This window comes from Nocardia sp. CA-119907 (genome assembly GCF_050955995.1).
Taxonomy (GTDB): domain Bacteria; phylum Actinomycetota; class Actinomycetes; order Mycobacteriales; family Mycobacteriaceae; genus Nocardia.
The window spans coordinates 700501-719048 of the sequence record NZ_CP192091.1; the positions used below are offsets into that span (position 1 = coordinate 700501).

General features: G+C 65.9%; 17 protein-coding genes. 7 read left to right on the plus strand and 10 right to left on the minus strand.

What is annotated here, in order from left to right; genetic code table 11:
* Nucleotides 1–5: 5 nt before the first annotated feature.
* The 4 genes from ACQP2D_RS03300 (at nt 6) to ACQP2D_RS03315 (ending at nt 4782) form a co-directional block, all read left to right on the plus strand.
* Complete coding sequence (locus tag ACQP2D_RS03300; RefSeq protein ID WP_433682241.1) at nt 6–2105, plus strand: acetyl/propionyl/methylcrotonyl-CoA carboxylase subunit alpha; 2100 nt, start codon at nt 6–8, stop codon at nt 2103–2105.
* Nucleotides 2102–3262, plus strand: coding sequence for an acyl-CoA dehydrogenase family protein (locus ACQP2D_RS03305; RefSeq protein WP_433682242.1), 1161 nt, complete (start codon nt 2102–2104; stop codon nt 3260–3262). Before ACQP2D_RS03300 ends, ACQP2D_RS03305 begins: the two co-directional genes overlap by 4 nt.
* Before the next feature lie 91 nt (nt 3263–3353).
* Nucleotides 3354–4163 carry an enoyl-CoA hydratase family protein gene (locus ACQP2D_RS03310; protein ID WP_433685515.1) on the plus strand — a complete coding sequence of 270 codons (810 nt, stop codon included), beginning with the start codon at nt 3354–3356 and terminating at the stop codon, nt 4161–4163.
* A 4-nt stretch (nt 4164–4167) separates the two neighbouring features.
* On the plus strand, nt 4168–4782 hold the full coding sequence (locus ACQP2D_RS03315) for a TetR/AcrR family transcriptional regulator (RefSeq protein WP_433682243.1): 615 nt from the start codon (nt 4168–4170) through the stop codon (nt 4780–4782).
* A gap of 106 nt (nt 4783–4888) precedes the next feature.
* On the opposite strand, the gene ACQP2D_RS03320 is transcribed toward ACQP2D_RS03315, so the two are convergent.
* From ACQP2D_RS03320 to ACQP2D_RS03330, 3 genes are all read right to left on the minus strand, one after another.
* On the minus strand, nt 4889–5527 hold the full coding sequence (locus ACQP2D_RS03320) for a Uma2 family endonuclease (RefSeq protein WP_433682244.1): 639 nt from the start codon (nt 5525–5527) through the stop codon (nt 4889–4891).
* Nucleotides 5528–5680: 153 nt separating this feature from the next.
* Nucleotides 5681–6712, minus strand: coding sequence for a hypothetical protein (locus ACQP2D_RS03325; protein ID WP_433682245.1), 1032 nt, complete (start codon nt 6710–6712; stop codon nt 5681–5683).
* A gap of 40 nt (nt 6713–6752) precedes the next feature.
* Nucleotides 6753–7145 (minus strand): hypothetical protein, encoded by a 393-nt coding sequence (locus ACQP2D_RS03330; protein ID WP_433682246.1) that lies wholly within the window; start codon nt 7143–7145, stop codon nt 6753–6755.
* Nucleotides 7146–7378: 233 nt separating this feature from the next.
* On the opposite strand from ACQP2D_RS03330, the gene ACQP2D_RS03335 reads away from it, so the two are divergent.
* Entirely contained in the window at nt 7379–8161 is a 783-nt protein-coding gene (locus ACQP2D_RS03335; RefSeq protein WP_433682247.1) for an SDR family oxidoreductase, read from the plus strand.
* Nucleotides 8162–8253: 92 nt separating this feature from the next.
* Here the strand turns inward: ACQP2D_RS03335 and ACQP2D_RS03340 are convergent, their stop codons facing one another.
* The 3 genes from ACQP2D_RS03340 to ACQP2D_RS03350 all read right to left on the minus strand — a co-directional run bounded on the left by ACQP2D_RS03340 (nt 8254) and on the right by ACQP2D_RS03350 (nt 12327).
* On the minus strand, nt 8254–10311 hold the full coding sequence (locus ACQP2D_RS03340; RefSeq protein ID WP_433682248.1) for an ArnT family glycosyltransferase: 2058 nt from the start codon (nt 10309–10311) through the stop codon (nt 8254–8256).
* Nucleotides 10308–11615, minus strand: a complete 1308-nt coding sequence (locus ACQP2D_RS03345; protein ID WP_433682249.1) for a glycosyltransferase — start codon at nt 11613–11615, stop codon at nt 10308–10310. The genes ACQP2D_RS03340 and ACQP2D_RS03345 overlap by 4 nt, the downstream gene beginning before the upstream one ends.
* A 70-nt stretch (nt 11616–11685) precedes the next feature.
* Nucleotides 11686–12327, minus strand: coding sequence for an SAM-dependent methyltransferase (locus ACQP2D_RS03350; RefSeq protein WP_433682250.1), 642 nt, complete (start codon nt 12325–12327; stop codon nt 11686–11688).
* Between the two features lie 402 nt (nt 12328–12729).
* Between ACQP2D_RS03350 and ACQP2D_RS03355 the strand changes: the two genes are divergently transcribed.
* A complete protein-coding gene (locus tag ACQP2D_RS03355) occupies nt 12730–13452 on the plus strand; it encodes a TetR/AcrR family transcriptional regulator (protein WP_433682251.1) in 723 nt (240 codons plus the stop codon).
* 156 nt (nt 13453–13608) lie between these two features.
* Here the strand turns inward: ACQP2D_RS03355 and thiD are convergent, their stop codons facing one another.
* From thiD to ACQP2D_RS03375, 4 genes are all read right to left on the minus strand, one after another.
* Nucleotides 13609–14451, minus strand: a complete 843-nt coding sequence (gene thiD / locus ACQP2D_RS03360; protein ID WP_433682252.1) for a bifunctional hydroxymethylpyrimidine kinase/phosphomethylpyrimidine kinase — start codon at nt 14449–14451, stop codon at nt 13609–13611.
* Nucleotides 14452–14719: 268 nt separating this feature from the next.
* The gene (locus ACQP2D_RS03365) at nt 14720–15343 is read right to left on the minus strand and encodes an NAD(P)-dependent oxidoreductase (RefSeq protein ID WP_433682253.1); all 624 of its coding nucleotides are present in this window, start codon (nt 15341–15343) and stop codon (nt 14720–14722) included.
* Nucleotides 15344–15510: 167 nt separating this feature from the next.
* Entirely contained in the window at nt 15511–16695 is a 1185-nt protein-coding gene (locus tag ACQP2D_RS03370; RefSeq protein ID WP_433682254.1) for an epoxide hydrolase family protein, read from the minus strand.
* Between the two features lie 35 nt (nt 16696–16730).
* Nucleotides 16731–17816 (minus strand): epoxide hydrolase family protein, encoded by a 1086-nt coding sequence (locus tag ACQP2D_RS03375; RefSeq protein ID WP_433682255.1) that lies wholly within the window; start codon nt 17814–17816, stop codon nt 16731–16733.
* A gap of 85 nt (nt 17817–17901) precedes the next feature.
* Here ACQP2D_RS03375 and ACQP2D_RS03380 point away from each other — a divergent pair, with 85 nt between their 5' ends.
* Nucleotides 17902–18546 carry a TetR/AcrR family transcriptional regulator gene (locus tag ACQP2D_RS03380; RefSeq protein WP_433682256.1) on the plus strand — a complete coding sequence of 215 codons (645 nt, stop codon included), beginning with the start codon at nt 17902–17904 and terminating at the stop codon, nt 18544–18546.
* Nucleotides 18547–18548: the final 2 nt, after the last annotated feature.

An 18548-nucleotide genomic window follows, 5' to 3' on the forward strand; every position in this document is an offset into this window, starting at 1 on the left:
GCGCCATGGTTACGAATGTTCTTGTTGCCAATCGTGGCGAGATCGCCCGTCGGGTATTCGCCACCTGCCGTCGCATGGGTATCGGCACGGTCGCGGTCTACTCCGATGCGGATGCCGCGGCACCGCACGTCGCGGAGGCCGATGCGGCGGTACGCCTGCCGGGAAACGCTCCGGCGGAGACATATCTGCGCGGTGAGCTGATCATCGAGGCCGCCCTGGCCACCGGTGCCGATGCCATCCATCCGGGATACGGATTCCTTTCCGAGAATGCCGAATTCGCGCGGTTGGTGCAGGCGGCCGGATTGGTGTGGATCGGTCCGCCGGTGGAGGCCATCGAGCAGATGGGCTCGAAGGTCGCCTCGAAGAAGATGATGGACGCCGCCGGTGTTCCGGTCCTCGCCGAACTCGATCCGGCCGAGGTCACCGCCGCACATCTGCCGGTGCTGATCAAGGCCTCCGCCGGAGGTGGCGGTCGGGGTATGCGCGTGGTGCGCGACCTCGCCGATCTGGAACCCCAGATCGCGGCCGCGCGCCGGGAAGCCGAATCCGCCTTCGGCGATCCGACGGTGTTCTGTGAGCGGTACCTCGAGACCGGCAGACATATCGAGGTCCAGGTCATGGCCGATACGTACGGCACCATCTGGGCGGTGGGCGAGCGTGAGTGCTCGATCCAGCGCCGCCATCAGAAGGTGTTCGAGGAGGCGCCGTCGCCGCTGGTGGAGCGGATCGACGCCATGCGCGCGTCAGGGCCGGAGGCACACGGTGGGGGCAGTCAAAGCGGTACCCCGCAAGGTGTACGCGCGCACGCAGGTCCCGCGCGCATGGCGGCCGGACAGAGCATGCGCGAGCGGCTGTTCGAGGCGGCCGAGCTGGCGGCCGGTGCGATCGGCTACACCGGTGCCGGAACCGTGGAATTCCTCGCCGACGAGGCGGGCGAGTTCTTCTTCCTGGAGATGAATACCCGTCTGCAGGTGGAACATCCGGTCACCGAATGCACCACCGGACTGGATCTGGTGCGGTCGCAGCTGGAGGTCGCGGCGGGCGGTGCCTTGGCCGCTGCCCCGCCACCGCTGCGTGGACATTCGATCGAGGTCCGGCTCTACGCCGAGGATCCGGCGCACGAGTGGCAGCCGCAGAGCGGCACCGTGCATCGGCTCGAAATCCCCTCGGTGCTCACCGAATTCGATGTACTCGACCGACCGGGTGTGCGATTGGACACCGGTGTGGTCGACGGTTCGGTTGTCGGCGTGCACTACGACCCGATGCTCGCGAAGGTCATCTCCTACGCCGAGACCCGCGCCGAGGCGGCACGACTGCTCGCAACGGCATTGCAGCGCGCCAAGATCCACGGTCTGGTCACCAATCGCGACCTGCTGGTCCGCGTGCTGCGCCACCCCGCATTCCTCGCCGGAGACACCGATACCGCCTTCTTCGACACCCACGGATTGGACGCGCTGTCGGCGCCTCTGGTCTCGGAGGCCGATGAGTCGCTGTCGATCGTGGCCGCCGCACTCGCGGATGCCGCGGCCAATCGCAAGGCGGCCAGGGTCGGCGCGGGATTGCCAGCGGGCTGGCGGAACCTGCCGTCGCAGTCGCTGCGCAAGTCGTATGAGAGCCGTACCAGCGGAACACATGACATCGGCTACCGCTTCGCCCGCACCGGCGTCACGGTGGACGGTCACGACGGCCTCGAACTGGTAGAAGCCGGGCCCGATCGGGTAGTGCTCGCCGTTCCGGGCGAACGCGGGCTGGTGCGTCGGCAATTCGATATCGCCCGCTACGGCGATCTGGTCTGCGTGGATTCGCCGCTCGGACCGGTCTCGGTGCGCAGGCTGCCGCGCTTCAGTGATCCGGCCGATCAGGTCGCACACGGTTCACTGCTCGCGCCCATGCCGGGCAGCGTGATTCGGATCGGCGCGGAGGTCGGCAGCGCCGTCGAACAGGGCCAGCCGATTCTGTGGCTGGAAGCGATGAAGATGGAGCACACCATCTCCGCGCCCGCCGCGGGCGTGCTCAGTGCCCTCAATGTCACTGTCGGCCAGCAGGTCGATGTCGGCGCCGTACTCGCCGTCGTCGATCCCACCGAAATCCAGGAGAACCAATGAGTTTCATCGAAACCGACGAGCAGAAGGCGCTGCGGGCCGCGGTGGCCGCGCTCGCCGCGAAGTACAACTACCGCGACTATGTGCTGCCGAAGGCGCGCAAGAACGAACCGCTCACCGAATTGTGGGATGAGGCGGGCAAACTCGGCTTCCTCGGCGTGAATCTGCCGGAGGAATACGGCGGCGGTGGCGCGGGCATGTACGAGCTCTCGCTGGTCATGGAGGAGCTGGCGGCCCAGGGTGCGGGCCTGCTGTTGATGGTGGTCTCACCGGCTATCTGCGGCACCATCATCACCAAATACGGTACCGACGAGCAGAAGCAGCTGTGGCTGCCCAAACTCGCCGACGGCAGCGGCACGATGGTCTTCGGCATTACCGAACCGGACGCCGGATCGAATTCACATCAGATCACCACCACCGCGCGTCGCGACGGCGAGGACTGGATCCTCAACGGCCGCAAGATCTTCATTTCCGGCGTCGACCAGGCCGAGGCGGTGCTGATCGTCTCGCGCACCGAGGATCACAAGACCGGCAAGCTCAAGCCCGCGCTGTTCATCGTGCCGACCGATGCCCCCGGGTTCGTCAAGACGCCGCAGGAAATGGACATTATCGAGCCGGACCACCAGTTCACCCTGTTCCTCGATGACGTGCGGCTGCCGTCGGAGGCATTGGTCGGCAAGGAAGATGCCGCGCTGATGCAACTGTTCGCCGGTCTCAACCCGGAGCGGATCATGGGTGCGGCCATGGCCGTGGGCATGGGCCGCTATGCCATCGAACGCGCCGTCGAGTACGCCAAGGAACGCACGGTGTGGAAGTCGCCGATCGGTGCGCACCAGGGCATTTCGCATCCGCTCGCGGCGGTGAAGGTCGAGGTGGAGCTGGCCAAGCTGATGATGCAGAAGGCCGCGACCCTCTACGACGCCGGCGACGAGATGGGCGCTGCCGAAGCCGCGAATATGGCGAAATACGCTGCGGCCGAGGCCAGCATCAAGGCGCTCGATCAGGCGATCCAGACCCACGGCGGCGCTGGCCTCACCAAGGAGTACGGTCTGGCCGCCATGCTCGCCGCCGCCCGCATCGGTCGCATCGCCCCGGTCAGCCGCGAGATGGTGCTGAATTTCGTCGCCCAATACTCGCTGGGTCTGCCCAAGTCCTACTGACACTCTCGCCGCGTCGTCCCGATGCCGGACGACGAGGGCAGGGGCGGCCACTACAGGAGGTTCGATGAATTCAGCGTCGCATCGCAACTCGATGAGCGGCGGTGGCCGGGAGACGGGTGAGCCCGAGACATCCACCGCACCGTATGTGCGGTACGAGGTCGCCAATGGCTTCGCGACGCTCACACTCGACTCACCGCACAACCGCAATGCGCTCTCCTCGCGCCTGGTGAACGAGCTGCTGCAAGGCCTCGACGATGCGGCGGCCGACCCGGCTGTGCGCGGCATCGTGCTCGCGCACACCGGCAATACCTTCTGCGCGGGCGCCGACCTCAGTGAGGCCAGCAATGCCGATCCGGCGGTGGCCGCCGATGAGCGCACCCGCGTAATGATCGGCGTACTGCGCAGACTCGTCGAAACGCCCAAGCCGATCGTTGCCAGGATCGATGGCAATGTGCGCGCGGGCGGCATGGGCATCGTCGCCGCGTGCGACATCGTGGTGGCCGGTCCCGGCAGCAGTTTCGCCCTCACCGAGGTGCGAATCGGATTGGCGCCGTTCATGATTTCGCTGACTCTGCTGCCACGGCTCAGCCCGCGTGCGGCCAGCCGGTACTACCTGACCGGTGAGAAGTTCGGCGCGGATGTCGCCGAGCAGATCGGTCTGGTCACGGTCACCGCCGACGATCCGGTGGCTGAGGTGGCCCGGCTGTGCGCGGAGCTGCGCAAGGGCTCACCACAGGGTCTCGCCGAGGCCAAGCGACTGGTCAACGCGGCCATCCTGGCCGAGTTCGATAGCTCCGCCGAGGAGCTGGCGAAACGTTCCGCGAGCTTCTTCGGCACCCCAGAGGTGCACGAGGGCATGGCGGCCTTCTTGCAGCGTCGGCCACCGAGCTGGGCAGAATAGCGCCATGGTGACACCCCACGAACCCAAGCAGGACCGCAGCCGAGCCACCCGGCAGCGCCTGCTCGAGGCGACCATCGACTGCCTGGCCGAAATGGGCTGGGCGGCGGCCACGGTCGCGGTTGTCGCGGAACGGGCGGGGGTGTCGCGTGGTGCGGCCCAGCATCACTTTCCGACCAGGGAAGATCTGATCACCGCCGCACTCGAGTACATGTTCGACAGCCGCACCCAGCACGCCAAGGTCGAGGGCAAGGCGGTGACCGCCATGGACGAAGGGATCGGCCGCACCGAAGCGGTGGTGGCCGGGTTGGTCGAGTCCTACACCAGTCCGCTGTTCAAGGCGGCGCTGCAAGTGTGGACCCATGCGGCGGCCGATCCGGCGCTGCGGGAGCGAATCGTGCCGCTGGAAGCCAAATTCGGTCGCATCTCGCATCGGCGTGCGGTGGAGGCGCTCGGTGTGGACGACTCCGATCCGGTTGCGCACCACCTCGTCCAGGCCACCCTCGATCTGGCACGCGGGCTCGGCCTGGCCGATGTGCTGACCGATGACTCGGCCCGCCGCAAGCAGATCGTTTCGCAGTGGGCGGCCACGCTACACACCGCATTGAACGCCCCACGGTGATCCGTCGGTCTCTACACCACCCCCGCGTACGCGGATATGGCCGCGCCATCCCGCACTCGACGAACACCGGCCACCGTGGGACGCCGCCGGGAATGACTACCCGATATCAGTCCAGGCCGACATCGAGCTGATTCCAGCTGATCGTCACGTCAAGAGGGTCGGCAACATCGACCGCTACCGCGTCACCACGAGCCCGCAGCGACATGTTCTCCCGGACGTAGGTGCCATCGGTGGTGAGTCTCAGCATCTCGATCGATGTCGCGGGCCCGTCGTCCTGCACCATGCGCACGATCCAGTAGCAGGGGATTCCCAGCCGCGCGTACTCCGCGCGCTTTTCGACCAGGTCGGCCGTCACTGTATTCGGGGACACGACCTCGACAACCAACAGCGTGTCCGACGCCGTCGGCTTCGTCTTCCACTTGCCCCGCGGCTCATCGATACAGCGGTACACAATCGCATCCGGCCGCTTGTAATGAAAGGGAACCTCGGAAACCAACATGTCGAGTTCACCACTGGCCCGCAAGCAAGGCATGTCACGGGAACGCTTGGATACCGCCTCGCGCAGTGCTCCCTTGATGTTGTCGCTGATCGCGACGTGGTTCGGCGACGGCGATTCGCAATGCACGATCATGCCATCGCGAATCTCGAGGGTGCGGGCTATGTCCTCGGGCATGTCCAAGTACATGGCCATGTCGACAATCGGGATCGTCGTACGCAGCCATGACCAGTCGACAGCCTCGCTCATGCCGCTAGCCTAACGTCTCGGCCGTACCCGGTCCGATGCATCGGCCCGGGCGGCGCCCCGGACATACGCCCGCATGTGGGCTGATCGAATTGCCGCAGAGCTGCGCGGTGCGGTAAACGACGGCTCGAGCGTTTATCGGTGGGTTGTGTGGAGCTAGTCCTGCGCCGGGCCCTTGTCCGGCGATACGTGCTGGAACCAGCTGGCCGCCTCCTCGGCCGTCAGTACCCGCTCCAGCGTCAGATCGCCGAGCATATTCGGGAAGAACCGGCCCGCTGGCCAACTGCGCTGGTACGGCGGCGGATCCAGCACCAGCACGCGGGTGCCGTCGACCACCGGGATATCCGAGGGCGTGCCCTCGTTCCAGATCCAGGAGCCGTCCGGCGCGACCAGATTGAACGATCCGGTGGTGTGCACCATGCCGGGCATATCGCGGCACATGGCGACCGCCTCCGCCGTCGGCGCGTCACCGGGAATATGCCCACCGCCGATGAGCGCATCCGCGAGCAGGGTGTGCAGTTGGAAGTTGTCACCGATGCCGGTCATCCGCATCGCGTAGCCGGTGCCGGTCTCGCGGTGCAGCACGATGAGCGGTTCGTCGTCCAGCACGATCAGCGCGTATCCGAGGCATTTGTCCCACCGGGCGGAGATCTCGCCCAGCGCGTCGTGACGCTCGCGGATAATGTCGCGACCCGCCTGCCCGAACTTCTGCCGCACCGACTTGTGCTGCAACATGGCCAGACCCGCGCGGTTCCAGTCGTCGAGTGTCCACCACGACAGCGTCTGGTCGAATCCGAAGACCTCGAACAGTTCCGGATCCAGCTCGACCTGTTCCGGGTCGGGTGCCTCGCCGACCTCGGCCGCCGCCCACATCTCGGCGAATTCCTTGGCGTTGTCGAGGGTTTTGGCGAGGTTGCCGAGTACCCGGGGTGCACATGCGACCGGATCCGCACCACCCTCGACGCACGCGCCGATGAGGACCGCGATACTCGCCCGCGGTCCCGACTGCACATCGGACAGCACGTCGGCGAGCCGCTTCCCGCCCTGTGCGAGCTCTTCCGGAGTCGCCGATTGGTACAGGCGATGCATCTCCCTATGAGCTTCTTGCTGTTCCTGCGGGTCCTGCGCGTGCACCGCGCGCTCGAAATCGAAGACGGCGTCAATGAATCGATCGGTGGTCGAGCTCATACCTGCACGCTAACACGCTGTCACACAACGATTTTCGTGACTAGCACAGGTCTTGCTGCTGCGCGTGCCCCTCATCGAGCGCATAGGAGGAGGAACCGATGAGGACGCCGAGCAGGCCGCCGATGATCAGTCCGGGAATCGCGCCGACAATGAAGATGGGCAGGCCCGCGATGCCGCCGATGGTGGCGCCGAGCAGGCCGCCGAGCGCCGTCCTGAGCTCGATGCTGTCGCCGGGCGCCAGGCAACCGTTGATCAGGTTCACCTGCGGGGCCGGGTCGGAGGCCGCGGCGATCGGCTCCGACGAGGCAGCCGGTGCGGCGGGCGCTGGCGATTCGACCGGTGCCGCCGATGCGTTGGCGGCGAATCCGACGGTGAGCGCGATGGCGACCAGTGCGCCGATGACGGTTAGAGCGAATCTCGAAATGCTTCTCACAGTTGTCCTGATGGCTCGGAGTTGGCGCGTGACCTGATGTCGGATTCCGACCGGAGTCGTCCCGCGCGGGACTACATCATTGCCGGAGTTCGCGGCGTGCGAAAGAGTTTCGCGTGAAAGCCTCATTAAGAGGATTTCGAGGAAGCCCGTCCGCGAGGGCATGTCACACTCGCCCATCCTGCCTCGTCGTCTCTGTGAACGCGAAACAACGCAACGAACCAGGAGCGGGAATCATGCCGAACACCAAGAAGATCGCAGTGGCCGGAGCGACCGGACGGCTGGGCCGCCACGTGGTGGATGTGCTGAACGAGCAGGGACACGAGGTGGTCGCATTCTCCCGGGCCAACGGTGTCGATATCGAAACCGGTGCAGGACTCGTGGAAGCGCTCGAAGGAGTGCAGGTTGTCATCGACGCGTCCAGCACGCCGTCCGCGGATAAGGACATCGCCACCGAATTCTTCACCGCTTCGGCGAAGAACCTGCACGAGGCAGGCCAGAAGGCCGGTGTCGAGCGTCTGGTCGTGGTCTCCATCATCGGTATCGACAACACCGTCGCCGGTTACAACGCGGCCAAGCTCGTCCACGAGAAGGTGCTGCTCGAAGGTCCACTGCCGGTGCAGATCCTGCGCGCCGCCCAGTTCCATGAACTGGTCGAGGTGATGATGCAGTGGGGTACCCAGGGGGACGCTTCCTACGTCGCGAATATGAAAACCCAACTGGTTGCGGCTCGTTCGGTCGCGGAGGCGCTGGTGGACCTCGCGGTGCATCCGCTGCCGGAGTCCTCGGCTGGCCCGTTCCCGGAAATCGCGGGTCCCCGTGCGGAGACCATGGCGGGTGCTGCTGCGCTGCTGGCCGCTCGCCGCGGTACTCCGGCCGAGGTCCGCGAGGTGAGCGACCCGGACAACGCCGACCGCGAGATCTTCGAGGACGGCACCCTGCTCGCCGGCCCGCACGCGGTCCTCGCGGGCCCGACCTTCGCGGAATGGCTCGATGCGACCGAGCCCGCGGCGAAGTAGCCCGAGCTTCGGCGACTCCGATGTGGTGTCCGAGCCGCCGAAACAGATCCGCCCGGTGCGCACGCACCGGGCGGATCACCTTACGCAGTGGATCAGTGGGCGGTGGTCAGGTCGTAGAGGGTGACGCCGTCGACCTCCGTCGCGGTGAAATGCTCTTGCACCCACTTGTTGATCTCGGCGCTGATGCCGGAGCGACCGGGACCGAAACCGCCTTCTTCGCCGCCGCGGTTGCCGCTGCCGATGAAGTAGTGGATGTTCCCGTCGGCGACGAACGCCTTGAACTGATCCAGCGTCGGCGACGGATCGCTGCCATTGAAGCCGCCGATCGGCATGACGGGCAGTTGGGTGGCCAGCTGGAATCCGGCGGCGCTATTGGAGCCGATGGCGCCGGCGACCCAGGTGTAGTCGGTGCCTTTGTCTTCCAGCAGGGCAACGACCTTATCGCTCGGCTTGCTCGCGCCGAGTAGTCCACCGGCGGGCCCGCCCATCATCGGACCACCCTGGCCCGCAGGGCCATTGGCGCCGCCGGGCGGCAAGGCGGCGCCACCTGGGGGTGTACCCATTGCGCCATTCCTGCCTCGTGTGCCGTCCATATTGCGTCCGTTGCCATTTCGTCCATCGGGCATGCCGCCTGGACCGCCGAAGTCGCCAGGCCGGTGACCGAACATCCCGACATTCGGTCCCGCCGACGGGATGGCACCCTCATGCGAGGTCGCGATGGTCTGGGCGGAATACGCGACGGGGCCGGACAATCCGGCGAAGGCGGCGGCCAGTGCCGCGACCAATGCCAGCTTGCGCGGTGCGGGCAACAGCACCGCGATGGTCGCGAGCACGCCGACCACCAGCATCGTCCAGCGCAGCCACGGCACGAAGTTCGAGTCGCGCGACAACAACATCCAGGAGGTCGCGGTGGTCAGGCCGACCGCGAGTGCCGCGAACAACCGGACCCACAGTTGATGCCGCTGCTGCCATAGCTGCACCGCGCCGATGCCCACCAATGCCGCGACCGCCGGGGTCAGCGCCACCGTGTAGTACTGGTGGAAGATGCCCGCCATGAAGCTGAAGGTCAGTCCGGTCACCAGCAGCCAGCCGCCCCACAGGAGCAGTGACGCGCGCCGTCCATCGGTGCGAGGGGCCTTGCCGCGCAACAGGATTCCCGCGACCAGGGCGACCAGCGCGGCCGGGATCAGCCAGGCGATCTGACCGCCCTGTGCGGGTTCGAACAGCCGGGTGATGCCGGTGCTGCCCCACATGCCACCGCCACCGCCACCGGGCGGCATATCGCCCCGGCCGGGGGTGACGCTGCCGTGCTCATTGCCGTTCAACCGGCCGAGTCCGTTGTAGCCGAGGGTCAGTTCGAGGATCGAATTATGTTGCGACCCACCGATCCACGGCCGTGACGATGCCGGCCACAGCTCGACCGCGAGCAGCCACCAACCGGCCGAGACGAGCATGGCCGCGCCCGCCGCGAGCAGGTGCAGAATGCGCTTGCCGAGTTTGGGCGGACCGGCGATGAGATAGGTCAGCGCCAGCGCGGGTACCACCAGCAGCACCTGCAATTGCTTGGTGAGGAATCCGAATCCGATGAACACGCCGGTGAGTACCAGCCAGCGGATGCGCCCGTTCTCGATTGCCCTCGTCATCGCCCAGGCCGCCGCGACCATCAGGAATACCAGCAGCGCATCCGGGTTGTTGAACCGGAACATCAGCACCGCGACGGGAGTCACCGCGAGCACCAGTCCGGCGATGAGCCCGGCCGCCGGGCCGAAGGGCCTGCGCACCGTCGCCCACACCAATGCCACCGAGGCGATGGCGAGCAGCACCTCCGGTACCAGGATGCTCCAGGAATTCAGCCCGAACACCCGTACCGAAAGCTCCATCAGCCAGAGCGAGGCCGGTGGTTTGTCGACGGTGATCGAGTTGGCCGCATCCGAGGAGCCGAAGAAGAAGGCCTTCCAGGACTTCGAACCCGCCTGTACCGCAGCGGAATAGAAGGAATTCGCATAGCCGTTGGCGCTGAGATTGCACAGGTAGGCGATACCGGTGCCGATCAGGAGTGCGGCCAATGCCGGGTATTCCCAGCGGATCTGCTGCTTCGGCGGTGGTTCGGGCAGGATCGCCGTAGCCGGTGGTGTCAGCGTCGCTGTCATCGGCGAACTCCATCGATGGTCGCCTTCGTGGCGCGCAGCATCGGCTCCGTGACCGCATCCGGCGCGGTCGATCGGTTTTCGACGGCACCGGTAGGGTTTCGGAATACCCAACGCAGACCGACGAATCGGATGAGGGTTGCGATCAGATTGGCCACCACCAGGACGAACAGTTCGAGGTGGACGGCCGCGTCCGGGGCCCAGCGATGCAGGGCGAACAGCGATCCGCTGGTGATCAGCAGGCCGAAGCCGAATATCAGCAGCCCTTGGAATTGATGCGAGACGACGCCGGTCGACCCGCGCACCCCGAAGGTGAAGGCGCGATTGGCGGCGGTATTGCCGATCGCGGTGATGAGCAGTGCGAGGAAGTTCGCGACCTGGGCACCGGTCATGGGCTGCAACACCAAGTACAGCAGCATATAGGCGAGCGTGGAAATCACGCCGACCATCGCGAACCGCACCACCTGCCCGACCATCCCCAAGGGCACACCCGGAACCAGTGGTTCGCGTCCGACCGCGCGCCGCAGCTCCTCCAGCGGCAGTGCACCGGTCGTCAGACCGCGCAGCAAGCGCCACACCCCGAGCAGATCCTTGCGCGCTGTATCGACGATATCCACGCGGCTGTCCGGATCATCGATCCAATCGACCGGCACCTCGTGGATGCGCAGGCCCGCCCGCTCGGCGAGCACCAGGAGTTCGGTATCGAAGAACCATTCACCGTCCTGCACCAGCGGCAGCAGCTGGCGCGCGACATCGGTGCGCATCGCCTTGAATCCGCACTGCGCATCCGAAAACCGTGCCTGCAGTGAGGCTTTCAGGATCAGGTTGTAGCACCGCGAGATGAACTCTCGCTTGGGTCCGCGAACCACCCGCGACGACGCGTCGAGCCGGGTGCCGATCGCCAGATCCGAATGTCCCGAGATCAGCGGAGCCACCAGCGGCAGTAGCGCATTCAGATCCGTGGACAGATCCACATCCATATACGCGACGACCTGTGCATCGGAGTGCTCCCACACCGCGCGCAGTGCGCGGCCCCGGCCCTTCGCGTCCAGATGCACCACCCGCACATCGTCGAGCTCATCGGCGAGCAGTCGCGCGACCTGCATGGTGTCATCGGTGCTCGCATTGTCGGCAACGGTGATCCGGGTCGGGAACGGGAACCCGTCACGCAGGTAGGTGTGCAGCCGCCGCACGCAGATGCCCAGGTCGGCCTCTTCGTTGTAGACGGGGATCACGACGTCCAGCACGGGCGTGATCACCGTTTCGGTCATATCCGCCCGGTGCGCGGCGGTCGTCGATTCGGTCATGGTGACCACCCTCGCCAACCGCGCTGGAGCCTAGCTGGGCCCTGGCTGTGAGGTTCCTGGGGACTGTTGCTTACCCGAGCCTGCGGATCCGCAAGATCGTGTCGGAGCGAGTCCCGACCTGCCCCTCCGGCCCGGTCACCACCCGCTCGACCTCATCCGCGGTCTCCACCCGCCACGCATCTGCGTCGAAAGCGAGCCCGTCCAGCACCTCATCCATCGTCGGAAAGTGCACATCATGCCGATGCTCCAGAAACGAAGGCCACCCCGCATGCCCCGCGATCAACAGCACCCCACCAACGGCCACCGCCTCAGCGGCCCGCCGCAAGACCTTCGTCCGCTCGTCCTGCCGCGCAACCGGCGAATGAAAGAACTGCGCCGAGACCAAATCGAACTCCCCCTCCGGAAACGACTGCGCCAGATCATGTTCCGCGAACACGATCCGATCCGCGACACCCTCCTCAGCGGCATGCGCCCCCGCCCGCCGCAACGCCGTCGCAGACACATCGACCGCGGTGACCCGCCACCCTTCCCGTGCCAACCAGACGGCGTCGCCCCCCTCACCACACCCCAGATCCAACGCAGTGCCCGGCGTAAGCCCGACGACCTCCCGCACCAACAACGGATTGGGATTCCCGGTCCAAATCTGATCCCGATCCTGATAGAACTCCTCCCAGAATTCCAGAGCAGTCTGCGACGCAGTGCTATCGGTCATCCTCGATCTCCCATCCAACTTGCCGCATGACATTTCCCCCTGACCGCATGATCTCCGCCCCACCATTCCCAACGCCAACTTTCTTGCCACTCCAGCAAATGCCCCCACTGTTCTCCCATCCGCCTCATTTTCGAGAATGCGCTGGTACAGGCGTGCTCTCGACGTTTGCCAGCGTGAGTGCATGGTGATCATTGGGTCCAGGATGCGCCCTGGGGGAGGGACGGTGTATTGCTGATCTTGTGGGAAGTGCGTACGGCTTTGGTTCGTGTGGCATCGTTGCGGCCACCTCGCCAACGCTGAGCGTTTCCTGGTGCTGGTGGATCGCTGACGCAGGCTGTCGTGGTTTTGGTTTCGGTCGAGTTGGTCGAGGTCGGGTGGGGGGTTGGTACGGTCGGGGTTGTGATGCGTAGTGGGCGGGGCGTGGGTGAGGTGCCGCCCAAGCGGGTGGATGCTCGGACCGAGCGGTGGCGGGAGCATCGGCGCAAGGTTCGGGCGGACTTCGTCGATGCGGCGTTCCGGGCGCTCGACCGGTTCGGGCCCGAGGTCAGCATGGGCGATATCGCGAAGGAGGCCGGTGCCGCCAAACCCAAGCTGTATCGGCACTTCGAGGATAAGACCGACCTCTACAACGCCATCGTCGACCGGGTCCGCGACATGCTGTGGGAACGGATCGTTTCCAGCGTCGACCTGACCAATGATTCGGCGCGCGAGGTCATCCGGCGCGGCGCGGCCGAATATGTGCTCGTGGTGACCGAGCATCCGAATGTCTTCCGCTTCATGCTGCACAGTCACTTCACCCAGCGCGCCGATGACTCCGAGCGCGCGCTGCAGTCGGCTCGTCAATCGGCCAAGCGGGCGGCCGATCTGTTCACCGGACTGCTCGCGGACGGTTCCGTCGAGGTGTCCAGTGTCGAACTGGTCAACTATTCGGTCTTCGGCGCGGTGGCCTCGGCCACCGACTGGTGGCTGGGCGCGAACCGACTACAGGCGAATGCGATGCCGATCGAGAAGTTCGTCGCCTATCTGGCCGAGATCATCTCCGCATTGGCCGAGGCCAATGCGCGACTGAACGGCATCAGCATGGACGCGGATCTGCCACTGCACCTTGCGTTTTCCAGCGAGTGATCTGTGCACCACCGGTGGCGCCGACCGCGGGCGCGCCAGTGGCGGTCGGCTTCCGCGGCCACATCGAACCCCATTGTTCTCATTGAACCGCTCCGTTGCGGCCAACGGTGGCTGCGATACCTCGAGTATGTACCCACCCACCGACAAGTTTCGGCGCTAGCTCGCCGACAGCCGCCAGAGCGGGGAAACGGGCCCGTGACCTGCGCCGAGATCGTAGGACGCGGCCAGACACCGGTAGGTCCAGTCCTTGGCGAACGCGACCGCGTCGGGAACCGAGTAACCATTGGCGAGCGCGCACGCGATGGCCGCGGCCAGGGTGTCACCACCGCCGTGGTCGTTCCCCGTGTTGATCCGCGGCGCGGTGAACTCCAGGAACTGATCGCCATCGAAGAGCAGATCGGTGCTGACATCGGAGGACCGCAGATGTCCGCCCTTGACGATCGCCCACTGCGCCCCGAGCCCATGCAGCGCCTGCGCGGCCCGCCGCGCCGCGGCGTCGTCGGTGACCTCGATACCGGTGATCAGCCGCACCTCGTCGAGATTCGGTGTCACCACCGTGGCCAGCGGAATCAGCGTATGCCGCACCGCGTCCAGCGCCTCCGCGTGCAGCAGCGCATCACCGTGCATGGATGCCGCGACGGGATCGACCACCAGGGGCGTCCGGTCCCGCCCGATCCCCACCTCCTGACAGACCGCCGCGACGGATTCGATAATGGCGGTCGAGGCCAACATCCCGGTCTTGGCCGCCCCGACCCCGATATCCCCGACCACCGAGCGCACCTGATCGGCCACGATCTGCGGCGGAATCTCATGGAACCCGCTCACCCCGACCGAGTTCTGCACCGTCACCGCGGCCACCGCCACACACGCGTGCACGCCGCACAGGGCCATGGTCCGCGAATCGGCCTGAATACCCGCGCCGCCCCCGGAGTCGGTTCCGGCGATGGTGAGGACACGAACCGGAGTCTGCCCGTCGGGCACAAGCGGCAGCAGTTTCACACCGCTGACCCTACTCAGTCGCCGACCCGCACCGGCCTGAGCGTGCACGTTCGGGGGCGGGCACGGCGCTGGTCGGCAGTCACGAGGAGGTGGCCGAGCGCTCCGAGGCATCTTGCGCAGCAAGGGTTTCTGCTGGCTGGCCACCCGGCCCGATCTCGCCGCCATCTCCACAACCACCACTGAGCGAGAGAAACCCACGCACTCGATCGGGGGCGTGGGTTTCTGGTCGGTTGCGGGGAACCCGCCGAGTTCGACCGGCATAGTCGGCTCAGTTGGAGATGCCAGCGGCCCGGTGGGTGTAGGTGGCATCGGTGAGCTGTTCGAGCATGAACGCGGCGATATCGGCGCGGGCGATCTTCAGCGACAGGCCCTTTTCGTCGGCGCCGAAGCCGCGGCGGAAGGCATCGGTGCGGGGGCCGTCGGTGAAGGCGCTCGGGCGGACGATGGTCCAGTCCAGGTTGCTGACGCGGACGTATTCCTCCTGCTCGACGTGGTCGGCGTAGGCCCGGCGCAGCAGCATCCCGAACATCACGTACTTCCAGAGGAAGTTCAGGTTGCCCTCGCTGTCGCCGACGCCGAGGGTGGTCTGGCAGATCAGGCGCTCGACGCCGGTGCGGTTCATCGCCTCGATGACCGCGCGGGTGCCCTCGGCCCGGATGACGCCCTTGCGGCCCGCGCCGAGCGAGATGAGTACCGCGTCCTGACCGACGACCGCCTGTTCGACCGAATTCGCGTCCAGCACATTGCCCTCGACAATGTGCAGCCGCTCGTGCCGCTGCCCGACGCTGGCCGCATTGCGGGTGAAGGCGGTGACCTCATGCCCCTGTTCGAGCGCCTGCTCGACGACCAGACGACCGACGGTACTGGTGGCTCCGAAGACTGCGATCCGCATTGTTCTCTCCTTGACTCTGAAAGCTGTTCAGCTGTTGGTGAATCCAGTACATCAACGGAGCGTGAGACGAACCATGGTCGTGAGTCTCGCGGACATAAGAGTGGGTCTACGCGCACCGGCCCGCATTCCCGTGCGCGGAATGCGGGCCGGTGACCAGCAGTTTCCCGTCAGCTGAGCTTCGCGAAGAACTGGCGGATATCGCCGACCAGCAGCTCGGGCGTCTCGTGCGCGGCGAAATGGCCCGCGGCATCGTTCGGGCCGCCGACCACCGAGCCCGCATCGTAGGAGTTCCAGCTGACGATATTGCTGTGATCACGCTCCGCGAAGCGCCGCATCGACTGGAAATCGCCTTTGAACATCGCCAGCGCGGTCGGCGCCGTCGTCGGCGCGGTCGGCCGCTCGGTGCTGTGCGCCTCCTCGTAATAGAACCGCACCGACGATCCCGCGGTGCCGGTCAACCAGTACAGGGCGACATTACCGATCACGAATTCGGCATCCAGGCTTTCGCCGAAAAGCTGTGCGTTCCAACCCAAGAGACCCACTGGCGAATCAGAAATCGCATACGCCAAGGTCTGCGGCTGCTGGGCGCAGAAGAGGTTGAAGGCCATCTTGTTGTCCTGGAACCACTTCAGGTGTGCCAGCGCCGCGAGGTCCTCCGTCGAGAGGTCCTCGAACTCGGCCGGATCGCCCGACGGGAACGAAAACAGCTGTGTCACATGCACACCCACTACCCGATCGGGGACGAGTCGGCCGATCTCCGGTGAAACCATCGAGCCGCCGTCGTTGCCGATCGCGCCGAAGCGCTCGTATCCGAGTCGATCCATGAGCTCGACCCAGGCCCGTGCGACCCGGCGCATGGTCCAACCGGTGCTGTGCGTCGGCCCGGAGAAACCCATGCCGGGCAATGCGGGGATCACCACGTGGAAGGCGGGGTCGTCGGCCGATGCCGGCTCGGTCAGCAGTTCGATGACGTCGAGATATTCGAGCACCGAGCCAGGCCAGCCGTGCGTCAGGATCACCGGCAGCGCATCCTCGCGGGACGACCGGATGTGCAGAAAGTAGATGTTCTCGCCATCGATCTCGGTGGTGAACTGCGGATAGGTGTTCAGCTTCGCCTCGAGCGCCCGCCAGTCGAAGTGCTCCAGCCAGTACTGGGCGAGGCCGCGAATTCGATCTTTGGGCACGCCGTACGAATCACCGACACCCGGCAGCTCGTCCGGCCACAGCGTGCGGCGGAGCCGGTCGTTCAGGTCGTCGAGCTCGGATTGGGGAATGTCGATGGTGAAGGGACGGATGGCAGTCACGGCGGTCTCCTCGGTCGATGGGAAGGCGATGTCCGCGCGGCATCGCATCGGCGATGCGATGCCGCGCGGAACGGCATCGGGCGTCAGCGGTACTGCGCGAAGAATTCGGTGATCTCACCGGCCATCAGCGCGGGTGCGACGTGGTGCAGGTAGTGGGTGTACACGTCGTGGGTGCGCCACGACACGATGTTGGTGTGATCGCGGTCGGCGAACCGGCGGATTCCGTGGAAGTCACCATTGGATCCCGACAGCGCGAGCGGCACCGTGGTCGGCTCGGTCGGCTGCTGCGCCTTGGCCTTCTCGAAGTAGTGCCGGATGGCTGAACCCGCGGTGCCGGTGAGCCAGTGGATCGCGATATTGGTCAGCACGAACTCATCGTCCAGATCCGGGCCGAGCAGCTGGCTGTTCCAGCCGATCAGACCGGTCGGCGAATCCATCAGCGCGTGCGCCAGCGTCTGCGGCTGCTGCGACTGCAGGATATTGAAGCCCATCTTGTTCTTGACGAACCAATCCAGCGTCGCCAGTGACTGCTGCTCGTCCTCGGTGAGGTCGGCCAGCTCCGCCGGATCACCCGAGGGGAACGAGTACACCTGCGAAACCTGAATGGCGACAACATTATCCGGCGCGACTCGACCGAGTTCGGGCGAGATCTGCGCGCCCCCGTCATTTCCGACCGCACCGTATTCGGTGTACCCGAGCCGCCGCATCAGTTCGGCCCAGGCTTTGGCGATGCGCTGATCGTTCCAACCGGATTCGGTTGTCGGACCGGAGAATCCGTAACCCGGCACCGACGGGATCACCAGATCGAATCCGGCCGCCGTCAACGGCTCGATGACGCCGAGGAATTCGACGAAGGTGCCCGGCCAGCCGTGGGTCAGGATCAGCGGAAAGCTGTTGTCCCGCTGCGACTCGATGTGCAGGAAGTGGATGTTCTGCCCATCGATCTCCGTGGTGAACTGCGGGTACGCATTGAGCTTCGCCTCGACCTTGCGCCAGTCGAATCCGTCGCGCCAGTAGTTCACCAGATGCCGCACGCGCTCGACACTCACCCCGTAGGTGTCCTCCGACCCGGGGATCTGATCCGCCCAGCGAGTGCGGGCGAGTCGGTCCTGCAGGTCGTCGAGGTCGGCCTGGTCGATGTTGATGGTGAAGGGGGTGATGGCGCTCATTGCTGCTCCTTGTGAAACGGAATGCTTCGTTCTGTTTAAACAGTAGCAGAACGGATCATTCCGTTTCAAGTGCTAGTCTGAACTCATGTCGAAAACAACCGATGCCCCAGCTCAGAAGGGTCTGCCGGGTCGCAAGGCCCAGGCCGCCCGCAATGACGGACTCATCCTGGAGGGCGCCCGCGCGGTCTTCCTGGCCGATGCCAACGCGCCGATCGCCGCCGTCGCCGAACGCGCTGGCGTCGGAATCAGCGCCCTCTATCGCCGCTATCCGAGCAAGGAGGTGCTGCTGCGCACCCTCTGCCATGAGGGCCTGCGCCGCTACAACGCGGAAGCCGATGCCGCACTGGAGGATTCGGATGGCTGGCGCGGATTGGTCGGATTCCTGGAACGGGTGGTCGAGGCCGACGTGCACTCGCTGACCGTGCATCTGGCCGGCACGTTCACCCCGGACGACTCGATGCTGCCGGATATCACGCATTCGGGCGAGGTAACCCAGGAACTGGTGCGGCGGGCGCACGCCTCCGGTCGGCTGCGCGCGGATGCCAATGCCAACGATCTCGGTTTGGTCCTCGAATCGTGTGCGGCCATCACCATGCCGGACCAGCAGCGCACCGCGGAACTGCGCCGACGTGTGCTGGCCATGCTGCTCGCCGGACTGTCGGCCGAAGGCGATCTCCCAGGGCCCCCGCCCAAGGAGGGCGAATTCGCCTGGCGCTGGCAGCGGCGTTGATC